Genomic DNA, 19,561 nt, shown 5'->3' on the forward strand with positions numbered 1-19,561 from the left:
CGGCTAGCGGTGCGAGCTCTGCAGGACACGTGACCGCGCTTGTTGGGCCGGCCGCCTGGCCGCGTACCGCTCGATGGCGAAGTGGACCGCCAGCGCCACCGCCAGCCCGGCGGCCACGTCGGAGAGGTAGTGGTACCAGTCGTACACGACGGCCGCCGTCAGACCGGCGGTCAGCGCGCCCAGCGCGAGGCGGGCGCGGGTGGAGATGTGCCGGCGCAGGCAGAGCAGCGTGATCCACGCGCCCGCCACGTGCGGCGAGGGGAAGCACGCGCCCGGCGGGTCGAAGGCGGCCATGATCTGGTTCTGCAGCGACGTGATCAGGTAGCCGGACGGCTTGTACGCCGCGGCGAGCTCGGGCGTGGCCGGCACCGGACCGGCCAGCGGGACCGCGATGAACCCGAGGTAGCAGATCAGCAGCGTCGTCATCGCGGCGAACAGGTAACGCTCGGCCAGGGGCTCACGGCCGCGGACGTAGAGGACGATGGGGAGCAGGAAGCAGCCGTAGTAGGAGAAGTAGCAGAGCGTCAGCAGTTCGGTCAGCGGCGGGCTGCCGGCGGACACCGCGGCCACGTTCGGGGAGCCCCCGAACAGCGCCCGCTCCCAGGCGAGCACCACGTCGTCGACGAAGCGGCCGTGGAGCACGAGGACGGTCTCGGCGGCGGCGGAGTAGACGAACGGGAGCACCAGCAGCGGAGCGGCGTACCGGAGGACGGCGACCGGCCTGCTGCCGGGCCGCCGTCGCACGGCGGCGGCCAGGGCGAGCAGGAGCAGCGCGGCGAGTGCGTAGCCGGTGAGCAGCATCGGCCAGTCGGGCAGGCGATTCCGGGCCACGGCCACAATGACCGCCATTATCCCGAAATAGCCCAGCATTAGCTTTTCAACCGGTCTGAATTCCACCATAAGTCCCGCGCCCCTCGCGCCCGTTGCGCCGCCATTCCGCGCCATTCGCTGGGGCTCAATATAGTCGCGGCACGCCTCGCACGAATGGCTTCGGCCGGGCGGGTGGCGGCGATAACGTGGTCAAGCGTGAAAGGCGAATTCGCCGCCGGCGCGGTGCCCCTGACCTTCGGCGACCATTACGCGATCCGCCTCGGCGCGGGGGCGGCGCACGACTCCCGCATGCACTGCGGCCTCGCCGTCCGCCGCTGGGGACCGCCGCCCGAGCCCGAGTCGCTGCGCGAACTCGTCGCGGAACGGGTGCGCGTGGCGGCCCCCGCGCTGACCTACCGGCCGGCCGGGCGGGGACGGAACGCGTACTGGGAGCCGGACCCCGGGTTCGACGCCGCCGACCACGTCGAGTTCCATCGGCTGCCGCGCGGGGCCGGGGCGTACCAGGCGGTCGTGGACGCCATGCGGCTGCGGCCGCTGTCCTGGGAACGGCCGCTGTGGAGCCTGATGGTGCTGTACGGCGAGCCGGGGGAGGGGCACGTCATCTGCTACCGGGCGCACCACGCGTTCCAGGACGGCATGGGAGTCGTGGCCGCCGCCCGCGCCCTGCTCGGCACCGGCACGCTCCCCGCACCCGAACGGGAGCGTGGTGCCGGACGGGGGCGTGGTGCCGGACGGGGGCGTGGTGCCGGACCGGCGTACCGGGGGTCGCCGGGTCCGGCCCGGCGCGCGCTCGCCGACCTCCGCCGCCTCGCGGCGGCTTCGCCCCCGTGGTTCGCCACGCACCCGGACCCCGGCGAGAGCACGGGCGACGGTCCCCGGCTGGAGGTGGCGAACCTGGACCGGGCGGCGTTCGACGCCGTCGCCCGGGCCACCGGCGCCAGCATCGCGCAGATCGGGCTCGCCCTCGTCACCGGCGCCCTGCGCACCTGGAACCGGCCGTCCATGGACGGCGGGCCGGCCCTGGACGGACACGGGCAGCCGGCGGCCGGCCCGCGAGGTGAGTTGCGGGCCGGGCAGGCGGCCGATCCATCGGCGGGGCCGCCGGACGAGTTGCCCGAGGGACTGCCAAGGGGACTGCCAAGGGGGCTGTCGAGGGGGCTACCGGTGGGGTTGCCGGTGGGGCTGGTCGGGCATCGGGAGCACACCGGGCTCGGCAACCACACCGGGCTGCTCCCCATCACCCTGCCCTGCGACGAGCCGTCCCCCGCGGCCAGGCTCGAACGGATCGCCGAGCAGACCACGATCACGCGGATCGGTCACGCCCGCCGGTCCGCCCGCCGCCTGTACGGGCTGCCCGCCGCCGTGGCCGTGCCGATGTTGCGGCTGCTGTCGCCGCTGCTCGGCCGGGGCTTTCCCCGCCGGCTCGGCGCCACCGCCCTGCCCGTGCCCAGGGACCTGGCCGGTCAGGGCGAGGTGTTCGCGGTCCCCGGCCTGCCGCCGGCCCTGGCCGGCATGGTCGTGATCCTGCCCGCCGGCGCGAACGTGGCGATCTCGGCGGTGTTCGACCCCCGCGTCGCCCGTACGGAGGAGTTCCCCGAACTGCTGCGGCGGGAGCTCACGGAGTCGCTCGCGCCGGCCACCAGATGACCCGCCCCAGGTGGTGGGCGAGCGCGGGCACCAGGAACGAGCGCACGACCACGGTGTCGATGACGACCCCGACTGCCACCAGCAGCCCGAGCTGGACGATCGGCACCAGCGGCAGCACGGTCAGCACGAAGAACGCCGCCGCCAGCACCACGCCCGCCGCGGTGATCACCCCGCCGGTCGCCCGCAGCGCGTGCAGGGTGGCCTCGCGGGTGTCGAGACGCATGGACTCCTCGCGTACGCGGGCCATCAGGAAGATGTTGTAGTCGATGCCGAAGGCGATGAGGAAGACGAACGCGTACAGCGCGAACGAGGCGTCCATGACGGGATAGCCGAGGAACTGGGTGAACAGCGCCGAGCAGAGCCCCAGCGTGGCGGCGAACGACAGCACGACCGTGCCCATCAGCAGCAGCGGCGCCACCACCGAGCGCAGCAGGACGACCAGGATCAGCCCCACGACCAGCAGGATCAGCGGCACGACGAGGTAGGCGTCGTCGACGGCGGCGTTCTTGACGTCGAGCAGTTCGCTGGTGAACCCGCCGATCAGCGCCGCCCCGCCGGCGACGCCGCGTACGGACGCGCGCAACTGCTCCACCAGGCGCTGGGCTTCCGGCGTGTTGGGCTCGGCGGCGAGCACCACGTCGATGCCGCGCCACCGCGCGGGCGGCCCCGGCCGCACGGAGACGACCCCCTCCGACCGCCGGGCGGCCTCGGCCACGGCGGCGCTCCTGTCCTGCCTGGCCAGGACCACCACGGGAGCGCTGGCGGGATAGTGCCGCTTCAGCGCGTCGTAGCCGGCCACGGAGTCGGTACGCATGGTGAACAGCGCCGACGGCGGGATGCCCGAGGCGTCCAGCGTGGTCAGCCCCAGGCACAGCAGCGTCAGCAGCAGCGCCGAGCCCGCCCAGGACAGCCGGGGCCGCTGGCCGACGAAACCGGCGACGCCCCGCCACAGCCCGTCGCGGGCGGCCTCGCCGGGACGCGGCACGCTGGGCCAGAACGCCCGCCGCCCGCCCAGCAGCATCAGCGCGGGCAGCAGCGTCACCATCACCACCATCGTGATCACGATGCCGGCGGCGGCGGCCGCGCCGATCGAGCGCAGCGCGTTGGTGTCGGCCACCACCAGGCAGCCCACGCCGCCCGCCACCGTGAGGGCCGAGGCGACGACCGTGCGGATCCCTCCCGACAGCGCGTCCTTCAGCGCGGCCCGCTCGTCGGCCGTCACCCGCAGCCGCTCCCGGTAGCGGGCCACGAGCAGCAGCGCGTAGTCGGTGGCCACCCCGAACACCAGCACGGTGAAGATCTCGGGCGTGGCCGCCCGCAGCGTCATCACCCCGGCCCGGGCGAGCGCGTAGACCGCCGCCGCCGAGCAGATGTAGGCCACCACCACGGCCAGCATCGGGATCACCCACAGCACGGGGCTGCGGTAGACGGCCAGCAGGACCAGCAGCACCACGCCCACGCTCAGCGCCAGCAGGGTGCCGTCGACGTGGCCGAAGGAGTCGACGTAGTCGGCGGCGGCCCCGACGGCGCCGCTCACGTAGGTGACCAGCCCGGGCGGGCCGCCCTCCGCGGCGATCCTGCGCAACTCCTCGGCGACCGGGCTGACCAGCACGCCGGGCTTGCCGGAGACGAGCACGGTCGTCTGCAGGGCGCGGCCGTCGGCGCTGGGGATGGGGTCGGAGGCCGTGCCGAGCACGTTGGGGACGGCGGTGAAGCGGCGCAGGTCCTTCCTGGCCGCCTTGAGGTCGCCGGCCTGGAGCGGCCCGTCGCGCTCGTAGATCACGAGCGCGGGCACCACCCTGCCGTCCTGTTTCGCCAGCAGGTCGAGCACGCGGGCCGACTCGGCGCCCCTGGCCAGCATGGAGGTGCCGCTGGTGACGCGTACGTCGTCGAGCGGCCCGCCCGCCAGGAGGGCCACCGCGGCGACGGCCACCCAGCCGAGCACCACACCGGCCGCAATTCTCCGCGCAACCGCCATACGAAACAAAAACGACAATTCCCGTCCACCTCCGGCCTCGATGCTGAAAAGTGCCGGCCGGCACGTGGACCCATGATTCCCTGTCTCAGCTAAACGCCCGCACGCGGAGACTCCTTTTTACGTCATGCCCGAAGCGAAATAAGCGCCAGATGTCCGATGAATGGTCAGCTCTTCACCCGAAGGTCGGCGAAGAGCGCACGATGGTCGGACCCCGGCACGTCGAACACTCGCACACTTGCCGCGGCCGACCGCGCGTCGGTCAGCACGTGGTCGATGGTCACCAGCGGCGGCAGCGAGCGTCCGTGCGGCCAGGTGGGGACGAGCCCCTGCCCGGTGGCCGCCGCCGCGTCGGTGTAGCCGGTGTCCAGCAGCCGGCGGAGCACCGCGTGGTCGAGCGTCGCGTTGAAGTCGCCCGCCAGGATCCGCGGCGGCCCCGACGACGGCGCGGGCGGGAGCGCGGCGACCCCGGCCGCCCACTCCGGCACCGTACGGGGCACCGGCGCGACCGGATGCACGACCACGATCTCCACCGGCGAGCCGCCGGGCAGCGCCGCCTCGACCACCGGCATGTGGTGCCCGACCGGCTTGAACAGGCCGGTCCGCTCGGTCAGGGGGTAGCGGGAGTACACGCCGCTGCCCTCGGGGCCGCGGAAGTCCGCCCGGCCGACGTGGTACGGCAGCAGCCGCTCCAATCCGGCGGCCGACAGCCGGTCGCGTACCGCGTACGTGAGCTCCTGGATGCTCAGGACGTCCACGTCGAGCCTGCGTACCAGATCGACGATCACCGCCGCGTCGCCGCGCCCGCCGTTGAGGTTGGCCGTCAGCACCCGCAACGCCCGACCTCCGGAGGCCCCGTCGCCCGGGATCGCCCGCGGCAGCACGAACCAGGCCAGGACCGCGCACACCACCAGCAGGATCGCGATCGCGGCCTGGCTCCTGACGGCGACCGCGACCGCCAGCGCGACCAGCGCCGCCACCCCGAAGTAGGGGGTGAAGGAGACCAGCGGCACCAGCAGCGGGCCCGCCTCCCACCCGCCGGCCCGCATGGCCGTCCCCGCCGCGAACAGCACGCTCACCCCGATGACCGCCCGGCCCCGCCACACCCGGCGGGGCCGCGCCGCCCCCGCCGTCTCCACGTCGTCTCGCACCAGCACAGACGGCCACGTTAGGCGGCCATTCTTAACGCCGGATGAGGAGCGTTCCGCACGCCGAATGAGAACCGCTCCCGCGCCCGGTCGGCGTGCGCCGGATGAAGGCTCTCCCGCCGTCGTAGCGCGCCGGATGAGGACTCTTCCCGCGAGCCCGGTCGGCGCACGCCGGGGGTGGGCATGACGGTTGCCGTGGACGAGCGGGAAAGGGACGGCAGCCGGGTCAGGCCGCCGCGATCACGCCGATCCGCGCGGTGGCCCGGTTGCGGGGCCGCCAGTACGCCGGCGGCAGCGCGGGAGCGGCGCCGGCCACGACCAGAACGGAGTCTTCCTGATATGCCAGTCCCCAGTCCCGAGGCCGTCGTCACCGTCGACACCCGCCGGCCGTCGGGCCGCCTCGACGACGACGTCTACGGGCACTTCCTGGAGTCGGCCTTCTTCGGCAACATCGACGGCGGGGTGTTCGACGAGGGCTCGCCCCTGTCGATCGGCGAGCCCGGCCTGCTGCGCGGCGTGCGTACGGACGTGCTGGCGCTCTGCCGCGAGCTCGGGCCCGGCCCGATCCGCTGGCCGGGCGGCAACTTCACCTCGGCCTACCACTGGGAGGACGGCGTCGGCCCCAGGGACGAGCGGCCCAGCAGGCTGGAGCTGGCCTGGGGCGGGCGGGAGTCCAACCGGTTCGGCACCGACGAGTTCCTGGCCTGGTGCGAGGCGGTGGGCGCGGAGCCGTACCTGGTGCACTCGGCGCGGGACGTGGACGAGGCGGTGCGGTGGATCGAGTACACCAACTCCGCCAGGGACACCACGCTCACCGCGCGCCGGGCGCGCAACGGCCGGGCCGAGCCGTGGAAGGTGCGTTTCTGGGGCGTCGGCAACGAGGTCTACGGCCCGTGGCAGATGGGCCACCGCACGGCCGGGCAGTACGCCGCCGCGGCCCGCGAGCACGCCCTGTTCATGCGCCTGGTCGACCCGGACGTCAAACTGGTCGGGGTCGGCATCCCGTGGCGGCAGGAGGAGTGGACGCGGCCCCTGCTCAAGCGGGCCGGCTCGCTGCTCGACTACCTGTCCCTGCACCTGTACGGGGCCGGCACGCACCTGTGGACCGGCGACGACTACGACGCCGTGGTGGCTCAGTCGCTCTACTTCGAGCGCGAGATCCACACCTACTCCCAGCTCGTCACCGCCCTCGCCCATGACGCCGGCCTGGACCGGCCGCCGGCGCTCGCACTGGACGAGTGGACGATGCGCCATCTCGAACCCGCCGCCTGGCCGGAGCCGATGCCCGGCGACGACGGCGGCGTCGCCCCGCGCGAGACCACCGTTCCCGACGGCGGCCCCGGGGCCGTGCGGGTGAACCGGTGGAGCCCAAGGACCGTCGCCGACGCGCTCTTCTGCGCCGGCGTCTTCCACGCCATCCACCGCACCGCCGGCCTGCCCGCCCCCGTCGCCATGGCCAACCCGGTCAACCTGGTCAACGCCAACGGCCTCGTGGTCGCCCGGCCCGGTGGCGCGGTGCGTTCGGCGATCCACCCCATCTGGCACCTCTACCGGCACCACACCGGCCGCACCGTGCTGCCCTGCCAGGTCGAGGGCCCGGGACGGACCGCCTCGGTCGTCCTCGGCGACAACCGGGGGCCGGACGGCAGCCTGCTCACCGCGCCCATGACCGTCCCGTACCTGGACGTCTCGGCCACCCGCGCCGACGACGGCTCAGTACGCGTCGCCGTGATCAACCGGCACCGCTCCGCCACCGTACGCCTGCGCCTCGTCCTCGACGACGCCGCCCCGCCCGCCACCGCCCGGATCCGCGAGGTGGGCGCCGACGTGCCCGACCTCGGCGCGGCCAACACGCTGACCGCGCCGGACACGATCGCCGTCCGCGACCTCGGCCCGGTCGAGGCCGCCGACGGCAGATGGGCCATCCCACCCCACTCGGTGACCGTCCTGTCCCTGTGAACGCGAGCCGGAACGGAACAGAGACGCCCACGGTCAGAGGCGTGGGGGCCACCGTTCACTAGCGTGACGAGTGGTCCGCACCCCCAGGGAAGGTCCGCGATGCCACCCGACACCCCGGACCCGCCACCCGCAGACCCGGCGCCCGTCGGTCGAGTGTCGCGCGGTTCTCTGGGGGTGGCGCCTTCTCGGCGGGGGCGGCGCCGGGTCAGGCCGGTTGTGGTGCTGGCCGTGCTGGTGGTGATGTTGCTGGTCGTCGTGGGTGGGCTGGTGGTCGTGAACGTCGCCGCCCGGGGCGAGCTTGATCGTGTCCGCGTTCAGCGTGACCAGGCGCTCAGCCGACAGCTCAGCGCGCAGAGCCGGGCCATGGCCGTCGCATCGCCGCGGTTGGCCAGGCTGCTCGCTGTCGCCGCCGCCCGCATCATGCCTGCATCCGCTGAGGCCGGAGCGGCCGTTCGCGCGGCCACGGTGATGCCGCAGCTGGCCGTGCTGGATGGGTTCCCCGGGGAGATGCACGCCGTCGCGTTCGGCCCTGACGGTGCGACCCTGGCCGCTGCCGGTCGCGGCACGCCGTTACGTCTGTGGGAGACGGCCGGCCTGACCCTCGTTGCCTGGCCACAGGGGGAGAGGGGAACGAAGCAGGGCGAACCAGGGCAGAGCGATCCGGGGCAGGGGGAACCAGGGCAAGGAGCGCCAGGGGAGGAGGAAGCGGATGGGCGGTCGGAGGGTGGGATGGAGGACGGGATGGCGGTGGCGTACAGTCGCGACGGCCGTCATCTCGCCGTCGCGTCGGCGACCGGGCGGGTGCGCGTGTGGGACACCCGTACCCGCGAGAGCTGGAGCGGTGGTCAGACCGCTCCGTGGAGCCGGCGCTGGGTCGCGTTCAGCCCCGACGGGAGGCTGCTGGCCACGACGAGCGGTTCCACCGGCGCCTCCCGCCTGTGGGACGTCGGCTCGGGCAGGCCGGTGGCCGCGCTGCACTCCCTCGACGGTGCCCCGGGACCGGTCGCGTTCAGCCCGGACGGGTCGCTGCTCGCGGCCGCGTATCCGGGCGGGCTCATCAGGACGTTCGACGTCGCCTCGGGCAGGCTGACGGGAGACCTGCTGCGGCCGGTCCGGGGGAGTGTCGTGCCGGAGCCGCGCGAGGAGGCGGGCGCGCTCGCGTTCGGGCCGGGCGGCAGGATCCTGGCCGGCACCACGGGCAGTGAGCACATCCAGCTCTGGAACGTCGCCACCAGGCGCGCCATCGGCCGGCCGCTCACCGGCCACACCGGCCTGATCACCTCGGCGGCCTTCAACTCCGACGGGAGCGTTCTGGCCACGGCCGGCCAGGACGCGACGATCAGGCTGTGGGACGTGCGCGCCCGCCGCCCGCTCGGGGAGCCGCTGACCGGGCACACGCACGCCGTCAACGCCGTCGCGTTCAGCCCCGGCGGCGGTCTGCTGGCCAGCGCGGGCGCCGACGCGACCGTGCGCCTGTGGCGGATCCCGCGTGGCGTCCGGCACCGGCTCACCCTGCCGGGTACGGGCGGCGCAGGCGGTGAGGTCCCGGCCGACCGGCCGATGCCCGATCGCTGGTACGAGCGGCAGGACACCACCCAGGCCGTACTGAGCGCCGACGCGAGCAGGCTCATGGTCCAGCCGTACGACGGAACGACACCTGGATACGGCGCCGTGTGGTCGTGGGACGTGCGGCGGCCCCGCCGGCTCGGCGAACGGCTGCGCATCCGCCCCGACGACCTCGTGGACGGCATGGCCCTCAGCCCGGACGGCCGCGTGCTGTCGGCTTCCGGCTCCGACGACGCCGCCCACGGCCTGAACACCACCGTCCTCGACGGCCCCACCTCGATCCGCGGCCGCCCCCTCGCCTACAGCCCGGACGGCCGCCTCCTGGCCACGGAGATCGAGAACGAGAGCGACGGGACACCAGGCCAGGAGCCGGGCGGGGTTCTGATCTGGTCTAAGGCTGGCGGGCAGGTAAAAGGTGGGCCGGTCGGGTATGCGGGGCGGGTGACGGCGGCGGCCTTTGATCCGCGTGGCGTGTTGCTGGCTGTGGGCACCTCGGACGGTTCCGTGTCGCTGTGGGATGTGGCGGCCGGCCGCTCGCGTGGCACGGTGCGGGCCCACGCCCTGCCGGTGACCTCGCTCGCCTTCGCGCCGGACGGCGGTCTGCTCCTGTCGGGCGGCGAGGACCAGCGGGCCCGGCTCTGGGACGTGGCCACCGCCCGTCCCCACGAAGCCCCGCTGAGCGTCCGCCCTCACGAAACCCCGCTCACCGCCCGCCCCCACGGGCGCCCGCTCATCGGTCACACCGGGCAGGTCCGCGCTGTGGCCTTCGCCCCGGATGGGACGGTCTTCGCCACCGGCGGTCAGGATCGCACCGTGCGGCTGTGGGACACCGCCACCGGCCGGCCCCTGGGGCCGCCGCTGGCCGGGCACGGTGGTGAGGTGCGGGCGCTGGCGTTCACCCGCGACGGCAGGGAGTTAGTGGTGGCGGTGGCCGACCTCGTGCAGGTGACCGGGGATGCGTACGCCGTATGGAAGTGGGACACCGCGTCGCTGACCGGAGACGTGACGGCCACGGCCTGTGCCCAGGCGGGGCGCTCGTTGACCCGCGAGGAGTGGGCGGCCTTCGTGCCCGGCCTGCCGTACCAGAACGTCTGCCCGTGAGAAGCGCAGGTCAAGGGGCCAGGTAGTCGCCGTGTTCCAGGTCTTCGAGCAGCGTCGGGTGTCCGGGTGACCAGCCGAGCGACTCCCGGGTGAGGGAACTGGAGACGGGCCCGTCGAAGGCGTAGACCCTGGCCATGAACGGGCTGACGAAGTGCGTGGCGGCCTCCTCCGGAGTCAGCGAGACCGCCGGCACGCCCAGCCCCCGGGCGATCACCTCCGCGATGCTCCTGAAGGGGATCCCGCTCTCGGCCACTCCGTGCAGCACGCTGCCCGCGGCCGCCTGCTCCAGCGCCAGCCGGAACAGGACCGCCGCGTCGAGCCGGTGCACCGCGGGCCACCGGTTCGCGCCGTCGCCCACGTACGCCGACACGCCGGTCTTCCGTGCGGTGGCGATGAGCATGGGGACGAAACCGTGGTCCTCGGGCCCGTGGACGGTCGGAGCCAGGCGCACCACGCTGGCGCGCACGCCCCTGGCGGCGAAGTCAAGGCCCGCCCGCTCACCGGCGACGCGGAAGGCGGCGAGCCCGGCCGGGTCGGGTTCGTCCTTCTCGGTGCTCTCCCGGCCGGCCGGCATGACCAGCGTGCCCGAGGTGACGACGAGCGGTTTGCCCGAGTCCTCCAGCGGCCGGCCGAGCGTCTCGATCGCGGTCCTGTCGCGCCGCAGCATGTCGTCGAGGTCGGAGAAGTCGCCGCCGTAGGCCAGGTGGAGAACGCCATCGGCGGCCTCGGCGCCGGCTCGCAGACTGCCGAGGTCGTCCAGCGAGCCGTGACGGGGGGTGGCCCCCAGGGCTTTCAGCCGGGCGGCCGCCGTGTCCGACCGGGCCAGACCGGTCACGGTGTGGCCCGCCGCGATGAGCTCGGCGACGACGGCGGGGCCGGTCTGGCCGGTACCGCCGGTGACGAAGACATGCATGAGAACTCTCCCGCTTGACGCCAGTTACTGACACTACGTTCAGCCGCCGACTGTAGGTAGCGTCAGTCACTGGCGTCAAGTAGCGCCAGTGGCTGACATATGCGTATCCTGGGGAGCGTGCCACGGAGCGGAGCAGAAGCGCGCCGCCGCCTTCAGCAGGCGGCTCTGGAGCTGTATCGGGAACGCGGGTTCGACCGGACCACCACGGCCGAGATCGCCGCCAGGGCCGGCCTCAACGAACGCACGTTCTTCCGGCACTTCCCCGACAAGCGCGAGGTGCTCTTCGACGGCGAGTCCGACCTGCGCGCGGCCCTGACGGAGGCGGTGGCCGAGGCGCCCGACGGTCTGCAGCCGCTCGACCTGATCCTGCACGCGTTCAGGAAGGTCGAGCACATCCTTGAGGGCAACCGGCCCTTCGCGGAGCCCCGGCTGCGGGTCATCGCGGAGACGCCGGCCCTGCGTGAACGGGACCTGGCCAAGGCCGCGTCGATGGCCGAAGCCGTGGCGGAAGCGCTGCGGCGGCGCGGTGTCGCCGACCGGCTGGCCGGCCTGGCCGCCCAGACCGGGTGGGCCGCCTTCCACCATGCGGCCCAGGCCTGGATCGACGACTCTACGCGGAGCCTGGACGCGTACCTCCTCCAGGCCTTCGACGACCTGCGCGCCCTCTCGCTGGCCACCCCGGCCGGCGACGCCGCTCGATGAGGCTCAGACGAGCCCGACCATGAATCCTTCGTCCTTGACCCCCAGGTACGCCCCCGGCCGGTACTGCCGCATCGCACCCTCGATCACCGGGATGTACCTGGGATTCGACCCGAGCGGCAGCCGGTACCCGTTCTTGACCGTGTGGAACTCCCACAGGTGCTCCATGTCCGGATGACGCGTGCGAAACCCCTGGTCGGCGGGGAACAGGTCCAGCCGGACCATCGTCTTGCGGAAGATGTAGTCGGCGAGCTTGACCCGGCGCTGCCGCGTCCGCGAGATGCCCACCCCGGACAGCTCCGCCCACGCCACCGCCCACGGCTTGCCCCGGGGATCGTCCCAGCGCACGCCGAAACCGTCGAACACCAGGAGGCGCGGCCGGCTGATCTTCTTCCAGGCGAACACCGGCAGCAGGCCGATGCCCAGGAAGACCAGCCCCAGCAGCCCGGCCACGACCGCCGTCCCCGCGCCGCCCGTGGTCTGCCCGGTCAGCACCGAGAAGATCACGAAGAGCCCGATCACGCCCGAGACGGAGCCGCCGATCATCGCCTTCACCTTGGCGTCGCCGCCGACGTCGATCACCACGGGAGGCGGGCCGAAGGACTGCGGGGGCTGCTGGGGAGGGTAAGGCGCGGGATGCTGGGGCTGGTGCGGGCCGTACGTCATGGGAGGCCACGTTAGTGGCGCGCGGAATCCTCTTCGTCACGCTTCAGCGTTTTGTGAAACATCCGGCCACCGGCCGCCGTCCAGGGTGGTGACTATGCTGGGGCGCATGAGCGGCGAGACCTCGGGTGAGGACAATCTCGGCTGGACGCTCGGCGTGCTGCTGCGCGCGTACCAGAGCTCGGTCGTCACCGTGATCGGCGACCTGCCGCACGGCCCGCGCGGCTACCAGACCCTCGCCGCCGTCGTGGCCGGAGACCATCCGACCCAGCTCGCCCTGGCCGCGCATCTGGGCATCGACAGGACCGTGATGACGTACCTCGTCGACGACCTCGTCCAGGCCGGCCTGGTCGAGCGGCGGCTCAACCCGGCCGACCGCCGCCAGCGCAGGATCGTGGCCACCTCCGAGGGCGTGCGCGCGTTCGAGAAGCTGGAGCGGCGCGTACGCGAGGCCGAGGACGGCCTGCTCGGTGCGCTCGACGCGGCCGAACGGGAGACGTTCAGGAGCCTGCTGCGGAGGGTGGCCTGTGACGTGCGCGACATCGAGCCCGCCACCGACCCGTGCGAAGTGGCCGAACAGGTGCTCGCCGACGGCGCCTGAGCCGCGCCCCAAGTACTTGCATGCGCGGGGAATGTCCGCGTGCAACCGACTGTTGTGCAACTCGTCTGACATCTAGATAGTCTTCACAACAACACATCCGCCCTGTCGGAGGGCGCAAGGGGAGGGCACATGGCTGACTACGGCCACGAGCTCATGTTCGGATCCTTCATCACCCCCGCGAACGCCTCACCCAAGGAGGTCGTCTCGCTGGTGCGGGAGTCAGAGGCCGCGGGGCTGGACCTGGCCACCTTCCAGGACCACCCCTACCAGTCGGCCTTCCTCGACACCTGGACGCTGATGTCGTACGCCGCCGCGCGGACCGAGCGCATCCGCCTGTCGGGCAATGTCCTCAACCTCCCGCTCCGCCCGCCGGCCGTGCTCGCCAGGGCCGCGGCCAGCCTCGACCTGCTCAGCGGGGGCCGGTTCGAGCTGGGGCTCGGCTCGGGCGCCTTCTGGGACGCGATCGAGGCCATGGGCGGGCGGCGGCTCACCCCGGGGCAGGCCGTCGAGGCGCTGAGTGAGGCCATCGACGTCATCCGTGGCGTCTGGGACGTGGCCGACGGGTCCCTGTTCCGGGTGGACGGGACGTACTACCAGGTCGACGGGGCCAAGCGCGGGCCCGCCCCGGCGCACGACATCGGCATCTGGCTGGGCGCGTACAAGCCGAAGATGCTCCGCCTGACCGGCGCCAAGGCCGACGGGTGGCTGCCGTCGCTGCCGTACATGAAGAGCCTGGACGAGATCGCCCGGGCCAACGAGATCATCGACGCCGCCGCCGTGGAGGCGGGGCGCGAACCCGCCGCCGTCCGCCGCCTGCTCAACCTCGGCGGGAGCTTCGGGCCGCGCAGTGACCGGCTCCTGTCCGGGCCTCCCGAGCAGTGGGCGGAACAGCTCGCCGCGCTGACCCTGGAGTACGGCCTGTCCGGCTACATCGTCATGGGCGACGACGCCGTCACCATCCGGACGTTCGGCGAGGAGGTGGCGCCGCTCGTCCGGGACCTGGTGGCCACCGAACGCGCGACCCGCGTCGGCGGGGTCGCCGGAGCGGGGCGATGAGCGTGGACTACCGGCATCCGCTGCGGCTCGGCCTGCTGCTCACCCCGGAGGACGACGGGCCGCAGGCGGTGGTGGAGCGGGCGCGGCTGGGGGAGGAGCTGGGCTACGACCTCGTGTCGTTCCGGCCGGGGGCCTCGGAGCTCGACCCGTGGACGCTGCTGAGCTGGACCGCCGCCCGCACCACCCGCATCCACCTCGCCGCGCATCCGGGCGGGCCGGGGATCAACCCCGCCGTCGTGGCGCGGGCGGCGGCGAGTCTCGACCTGCTCGCGGACGGGCGCGCCGAGCTGATCCTGAGCGCGTCACCCGGCCTGGACGAGGCGATCGACATCGTCCGCGGCATCTGGACGGCGCACCTCCGCTCACCCTTGAGTTTCGCGGGCGAGCACCACCGGCTGGCCGGCGCCGAACGCGGCCCCGCTCCCGCGCACAACCTCCCGATCCTGCTCACCGGCACCCCGGACCCGGCCCTCCTCCGCCTGGCCGGCACCAAGGCGGACGGCTGGCTACGGCCGCCCGCCGATGGCGGCTCGGCCACCGACGGCTGGGCAGGTGTCGAGGGATGGGCGGGTGCCGAGGGTTGGGCGGGTGCGAATGCCGCCATCGACCAGGCCGCCGTCGCGGCTGGGCGCGATCCGCGCGAGATCCGCCGCCTGACCCACATCACGGGCCGTTTCACCACCGCAGCCGACGGCGCGGAAAGCTCGCTGACCGGCCCGCCCGAACGCTGGATCGCCGCACTGCTCCCTCTCATCCTCGACCAGGGCGTCAGCACGCTCATCCTCACCACCGACGACCCCGCCACCATCCGCCGCTTCGCCACCGACGTCGCCCCGGCGCTGCGCGCCGCCCGGGGCGAGATCCCCAGGTCGGAGCAGGTCCCCAGCCTGTACGTCCGCCGCCACCGCCGCGACGGCATCGCCTACGACGCCGTCCCCGAGTCGCTGGCCGGCTCCGCGATCGAGCCGGGGGACGCCGGTTTCGGCCGGGTGCGCTCGACGTACCTGCGCGGCGGATCCCCCGGCCTGGTCCTGCGCCCCGGCACTCCGGGCGAGGTCGCCGAGGCGGTGCGGTTCGCGCGTACGCAGCCGGTGAAGTTGTCCGTCCGCAGCGGCGGGCACGGCATCAGCGGCCGTTCGACCAACAACGGCGGCATCGTCATCGACCTGTCCCGCCTGCACGCCATCGAAATACTCGACAAGGCCACCCGGCGCGTCCGCGTCGAGCCGGGCGCGCGCTGGCGTGACGTCGCCGCCGCGCTCTCCCCGCACGGCTGGGCGCTCAGCTCAGGCGACTACGGCGGCGTGGGCGTCGGCGGGCTGGCCACGTCGGGCGGCATCGGCTGGCTCGTCCGCGAGCACGGCCTCACCGTCGACCACCTCCGCGCCGTGGACCTGGTGCTGGCCGACGGCACCCGGGTGCGCGCCGACGAGGAGGAGAACGCCGAGCTGTTCTGGGGCGTACGCGGCGCCGGGGCGAACTTCGGCATCGTCACCTCCTTCGAGTTCGAGGCCGACGAGGTGGGCGAGGTGGGTTTCGGGCAGTTCGTGATGGACGCCAGTGACACGGCCGGGTTCCTCGAACGGTGGGGCGCCGTCATGGAGGCCGCGCCGCGCGACCTGACCAGCTTCCTCATCATCGGCCGGCCCCGCCTGGGACAGCCGACCGTCGCCCAGGTCATGGCCGTCGTCGACTCCCGCGACGCCGAGAGCATCGTCGCCCGCCTGAAGCCGCTCGCGTCCGTGGCGCCGGTGCTCGACTACTCCATCCAGGTGCTGCCGTACGAGGCGATCATGAACGCGCCGCAGGCGCCCCACGACGGCCAGGGCGAGCCGGTGACCAGGTCCGCGCTGGCCGGCCACCTCACGCCCGAGCTGGCCGGCGACGTGGGACGGCTGATCGCGGGCGGCTTGTCGTACTTCTTCGCGATCCGCTCGGTCGGCGGCGCCGTGGCCGACGTACCTTCCGACGCGACCGCGTACGCCGGGCGCTCGGCGAACTTCCAGCTCGTCGCGTTCGGCGCGAACCGCCGCGCCCTGGACAGCGCCTGGGACGCGATGCTGCCCCACTTCTCCGGCCTCTACCTCAACTTCGAGACCGACCTGCGCCCAGAACGCCTGCACGACGCCTACCCGGACGCCCATCTGCGCCGGCTGCGCGCGCTCAAACGCCGCTACGACCCGGACAACGTCTTCCGCGACAACTTCAACATCACCCCGGAACCGGATCAGGCCAGGTCCCAGAGCAGCCGGTAGTACCCGATGCGCTCGGCGTCCGGCTCGATCCCGTACCCCGCGTAGACGTGGGCGTCGTGCCCGGGCCCGTAGTCCTCCTCGGCGCTCCACGCCGCGACGGCGAGGTCGGCCCACCGGTCCGCGACCCCGAGCGAGCCGAGATCGACGTGGGCGGCGACCGTGCCGTCGTCGAGCAGCAGTGTGTTCGGCACGCACGCGTCGCCGTGGCAGACCACCAGCCGGTCGACCGGTGGCGGCGCTTCGAGCCGGGCCCGCGCCTCGGCCAGGCCGAGCGGGCGATGTTCGGGGGCCCAGTCGCCGGGACCCTCGCCGTCGGCGATCCGCTCGGCCACCCGGGGCAGCCGCCGTTCGACGCTCCAGTCGAACGGGCACTCCGCCACGGGCAGCGCGTCGTGCAGGATCCGCAGCCCCCGCCCGATGGCCGTCGCCGCGACGGCCGGGTCGTCGGCCCAGCGCGCGTCCACCGCGGACACCCCGGGCACGGCGGCCGTCACCAGCCACGCGCCGTCGGCGTCCGCGCCGTGGGTGAGCACCGGCGGCACCCGTACCCACCGCCCCGCCCAGGCCAGCCGCTCGGCCTCGGCGCCGAGATCGATCTCGGGAGTGCCGGCGGCGACCCACTTGGCGTAGCGGACCTCGCCTCCCGTGCCGTCGAGCCGGAACGTCAGCCCGCCCAGCTCGTTGCGCCACACCGGGGTGATGACGTCACCGCCGGCCAGGCCGGCGACGACGGCGGGGACGGTCACAGGGCCGGCCGGGATCTCGGCGGCGACGGAACGGCTCACAGGCACGGGATCCTCGCAGCCGGACGGACCCGCTGACAACGCCTTATCCCGGCTCAGGGGTCTGGTGAAGGAGGAGCGTGACGAAGCCCAGGACGCCGCGGTAGCCGCGCAGCCACATCTCGCGGTGTTCCCGCGCCGCGGCCAGGGCCGCGTCCCCGTTGGGGCCCGGATGGGTGAGGGCCCAGCGGCTGAGCGTGCCGGTCCACGACCACTCGTACTCGTCCCACTCGGCGAGCGTGCTGGTGTGACCGTGGATCACGGCGTACCCGGCGGCCTCCATCCGCTCCACCGTGCCGGCCAGGTCCGCGTACTCGTCCGGCTCGGCGCCGAGCGAGGCGAGCAGCTCAGGGGTCGGCGGGCGCTCCCAGAAGCCCTCGCCGACCAGCGCCAGCCCCGAGGACGGCCGCAGGTGGCCGCGGACGGCGGCCAGCGTCGGCGCGAGCCCGCCGTAGGCGTGCGTGGCTCCCACGCACAGCACCAGGTCGTACGGCTCCGCGCTCGTGTGGCCGGCGGCGGGCGTGCGGTGCAGCCGCAGCCGGTCGGCCACGCCGCGGCGGCCCGCCTCCTCGGCGGCCGCGGCCAGGCCGGACTCGGAGACGTCCACCCCGTCGGCCGTCGCATCCGGGTAGAGCGTCAGCGCCCGCGTCAGCCACGCGCCCTCCCCGCAGCCCAGGTCCAGGATGCGGGCCCGGGGCGGCAGCCCGGCCCTGGTGAGCAGGCGTTCGAGCCCGCTTTCGGAGACGGGCGCGGCGATGGGGTGGTCTCCGTGGGCGAGATGGCTGATCAGGTCGCGTTCCATGGCAGGCAATATGCCGGACGGCGTCGCCCCACCCCAAACCCTTTTCGCCGGACTCCGGCCTTCCCGTCACATCTCTTCCGCGGCCTCCGTCATAGCGATGCCCCCGGACGACCGGGGGCCGATGACGGACACGGGAAGGCTGGAAGAGCACATGTCGAAGACAGATCTGCGCGGCGCGGTGGCGGGCCGGGTGCTGCTGCCCGGAGACGACGGGTTCGAGCAGGCGGCCAGGCCGTGGAACCTGTCGGTGGAGCAGCGCGTGGCGGCCGTGGTGGAGGCCGCGCACGCCGCCGACGTCGCCGCCGTCGTCCGGTACGCGGCCGAAGCCGGGCTGGCGGTCAGCGCGCAGCCCAGCGGGCACGGCGCCTCCGGCGACGCCGACGGGGTCGTCCTGCTGCGCACCCGGCGGCTCGGCGGCGTCGAGGTACGCGGGGAGGAGCGGGTGGCCCGCGTCGGCGCCGGAGTGACGTGGGGGGAGACGCTGGCCGCGGCCGGGCCGCTCGGCCTGACCGGGCTGGCGGGCAGCAACCCTGTCGTGAGCGTGACCGGCTACACGCTCGGCGGCGGCCTCAGCTGGTTCGGCCGCCGGTACGGGTTCGCCGCCGACAGCGTGCGCGCCTTCGAGGTGGTGCGGGCCGACGGGGAGCCCGCCACCGTGACCGCCGCTTCCGACCCCGACCTGTTCTGGGCGCTGCGCGGCGGCGGTGGCGACTTCGCGCTGGTGACGGCGGTCGAGTTCGACCTGCATCCCGCCCCCGCTCTGTACGGGGGCCGGGTCGTCTGGCCCGGCGACCGGGCCAGGGAGGTGTTCGAGGCATTCCGCGAGATCACCTTCGACGCGCCGGACGAGCTCAGCGTCTGGTTCAACCGGGTACGCCTGCCGCAGGCGCCGCCCCTCGTCACCCTGGACGTCACCTACCTCGGCGAGGAGGGCGACGGCAGGGCGCTGCTCGCCCGGCTCGACAAGATCGGCGACGCGCTCTCCGACAGCCGGAGGCCGGTCGCCGTGGCCGACCTCGGCGCCGTCACCGCCGAACCCACCGACCCGGCGCCGGCCCGCTCCCGCGCCGAGCTGCTGACCGGCCTGGACGACGAGGTGGCGGGGATCCTGCTGGACACGCCCGCGGAACCGGTGGTCGGCGTGCAGCTCAGGCACCTGGGCGGGGCGCTGGCCGCCGCCCGGCCGGACGGAGGGCCGAGCGGTCCCGTGACCGAGTCTTACCTGCTGTCCACCTTCGGCCTGGCGCTGAACCCGGAGCTGAGCGCGGCCGTGGGCGCCAGGCAGCGGCGCTACACGGAGGAGCTGGGGGAGCGGGTCGGCGGGCGCAAGCCGTACACGATGCTGGGGGCCGGGGAGCGGGCCGCGGCGGCCTTCACCGGGCCTGACCTGGCGCGGCTGCGGGCGATCAAGCGGGCCCGCGACCCGCACGGCGTGATCCGCGCCAACTTCCCCGTCCTGGGCTGACCAGCACGATGGCGGCCGCCGCCGCCCAGAGGGTCGCCCGGAGCCCGATCGCCTCCCCGAGCACGCCTCCCAGCTGCTGCCCGGCTTTCCGGCCGTGC

At 73.9% G+C, this 19,561-nt stretch carries 15 protein-coding genes; 8 read left to right on the forward strand and 7 right to left on the reverse strand.

Translation table 11 applies throughout. From position 1 onward, the window contains the following. Positions 1-3 precede the first annotated feature (3 nt). The gene (locus OIE67_RS18360; protein ID WP_326641896.1) at positions 4-831 is read right to left on the reverse strand and encodes a phosphatase PAP2 family protein; all 828 of its coding nucleotides are present in this window, start codon (positions 829-831) and stop codon (positions 4-6) included. 195 nt (positions 832-1,026) lie between these two features. On the opposite strand from OIE67_RS18360, the gene OIE67_RS18365 reads away from it, so the two are divergent. After that, positions 1,027-2,478: a wax ester/triacylglycerol synthase domain-containing protein gene (locus tag OIE67_RS18365; RefSeq protein WP_326641898.1), complete on the forward strand. Its 1,452-nt coding sequence runs from the start codon at positions 1,027-1,029 to the stop codon at positions 2,476-2,478. Here the strand turns inward: OIE67_RS18365 and OIE67_RS18370 are convergent. Then, the gene (locus OIE67_RS18370) at positions 2,447-4,456 is read right to left on the reverse strand and encodes an MMPL family transporter (RefSeq protein ID WP_326641899.1); all 2,010 of its coding nucleotides are present in this window, start codon (positions 4,454-4,456) and stop codon (positions 2,447-2,449) included. The two genes, OIE67_RS18365 and OIE67_RS18370, sit on opposite strands and share 32 nt — an antisense overlap. A 164-nt stretch (positions 4,457-4,620) precedes the next feature. Next, the gene (locus OIE67_RS18375; RefSeq protein ID WP_326641901.1) at positions 4,621-5,610 is read right to left on the reverse strand and encodes an endonuclease/exonuclease/phosphatase family protein; all 990 of its coding nucleotides are present in this window, start codon (positions 5,608-5,610) and stop codon (positions 4,621-4,623) included. Between the two features lie 330 nt (positions 5,611-5,940). Between OIE67_RS18375 and OIE67_RS18380 the strand changes: the two genes are divergently transcribed. Both OIE67_RS18380 and OIE67_RS18385 read left to right on the forward strand, forming a co-directional pair. Then, complete coding sequence (locus tag OIE67_RS18380) at positions 5,941-7,560, forward strand: alpha-L-arabinofuranosidase C-terminal domain-containing protein (protein ID WP_326641903.1); 1,620 nt, start codon at positions 5,941-5,943, stop codon at positions 7,558-7,560. A gap of 219 nt (positions 7,561-7,779) precedes the next feature. Beyond that, positions 7,780-10,227, forward strand: coding sequence for a WD40 repeat domain-containing protein (locus tag OIE67_RS18385; protein ID WP_326641905.1), 2,448 nt, complete (start codon positions 7,780-7,782; stop codon positions 10,225-10,227). A 10-nt stretch (positions 10,228-10,237) separates the two neighbouring features. Here the strand turns inward: OIE67_RS18385 and OIE67_RS18390 are convergent, their stop codons facing one another. Next, positions 10,238-11,140: an SDR family oxidoreductase gene (locus OIE67_RS18390; protein ID WP_326641907.1), complete on the reverse strand. Its 903-nt coding sequence runs from the start codon at positions 11,138-11,140 to the stop codon at positions 10,238-10,240. A gap of 117 nt (positions 11,141-11,257) precedes the next feature. On the opposite strand from OIE67_RS18390, the gene OIE67_RS18395 reads away from it, so the two are divergent. Beyond that, the gene (locus tag OIE67_RS18395; RefSeq protein WP_326641909.1) at positions 11,258-11,842 is read left to right on the forward strand and encodes a TetR family transcriptional regulator; all 585 of its coding nucleotides are present in this window, start codon (positions 11,258-11,260) and stop codon (positions 11,840-11,842) included. A 3-nt stretch (positions 11,843-11,845) separates the two neighbouring features. On the opposite strand, the gene OIE67_RS18400 is transcribed toward OIE67_RS18395, so the two are convergent. After that, complete coding sequence (locus OIE67_RS18400) at positions 11,846-12,505, reverse strand: hypothetical protein (RefSeq protein WP_326641911.1); 660 nt, start codon at positions 12,503-12,505, stop codon at positions 11,846-11,848. Positions 12,506-12,611: 106 nt separating this feature from the next. Between OIE67_RS18400 and OIE67_RS18405 the strand changes: the two genes are divergently transcribed. The 3 genes from OIE67_RS18405 to OIE67_RS18415 all read left to right on the forward strand — a co-directional run bounded on the left by OIE67_RS18405 (position 12,612) and on the right by OIE67_RS18415 (position 16,414). Continuing rightward, positions 12,612-13,103: a MarR family winged helix-turn-helix transcriptional regulator gene (locus OIE67_RS18405; RefSeq protein ID WP_326641913.1), complete on the forward strand. Its 492-nt coding sequence runs from the start codon at positions 12,612-12,614 to the stop codon at positions 13,101-13,103. A gap of 129 nt (positions 13,104-13,232) precedes the next feature. Further along, a complete protein-coding gene (locus OIE67_RS18410) occupies positions 13,233-14,159 on the forward strand; it encodes an LLM class flavin-dependent oxidoreductase (RefSeq protein WP_326641915.1) in 927 nt (308 codons plus the stop codon). Then, complete coding sequence (locus OIE67_RS18415) at positions 14,156-16,414, forward strand: LLM class flavin-dependent oxidoreductase (protein ID WP_326641917.1); 2,259 nt, start codon at positions 14,156-14,158, stop codon at positions 16,412-16,414. The genes OIE67_RS18410 and OIE67_RS18415 overlap by 4 nt, the downstream gene beginning before the upstream one ends. Here OIE67_RS18415 and OIE67_RS18420 read toward each other — a convergent pair. Both OIE67_RS18420 and OIE67_RS18425 read right to left on the reverse strand, forming a co-directional pair. Further along, complete coding sequence (locus OIE67_RS18420) at positions 16,387-17,199, reverse strand: aminoglycoside 3'-phosphotransferase (RefSeq protein WP_326641919.1); 813 nt, start codon at positions 17,197-17,199, stop codon at positions 16,387-16,389. The genes OIE67_RS18415 and OIE67_RS18420 overlap by 28 nt on opposite strands. Before the next feature lie 43 nt (positions 17,200-17,242). Beyond that, a complete protein-coding gene (locus tag OIE67_RS18425) occupies positions 17,243-17,998 on the reverse strand; it encodes an SAM-dependent methyltransferase (RefSeq protein ID WP_326641920.1) in 756 nt (251 codons plus the stop codon). Between the two features lie 151 nt (positions 17,999-18,149). Between OIE67_RS18425 and OIE67_RS18430 the strand changes: the two genes are divergently transcribed. Next, positions 18,150-19,463: an FAD-binding oxidoreductase gene (locus tag OIE67_RS18430; RefSeq protein ID WP_326641922.1), complete on the forward strand. Its 1,314-nt coding sequence runs from the start codon at positions 18,150-18,152 to the stop codon at positions 19,461-19,463. The last annotated feature ends 98 nt before the right edge of the window (positions 19,464-19,561 follow it).

Origin of the sequence: Nonomuraea fuscirosea, assembly GCF_035917475.1 — a bacterium.
GTDB lineage: Bacteria > Actinomycetota > Actinomycetes > Streptosporangiales > Streptosporangiaceae > Nonomuraea > Nonomuraea fuscirosea.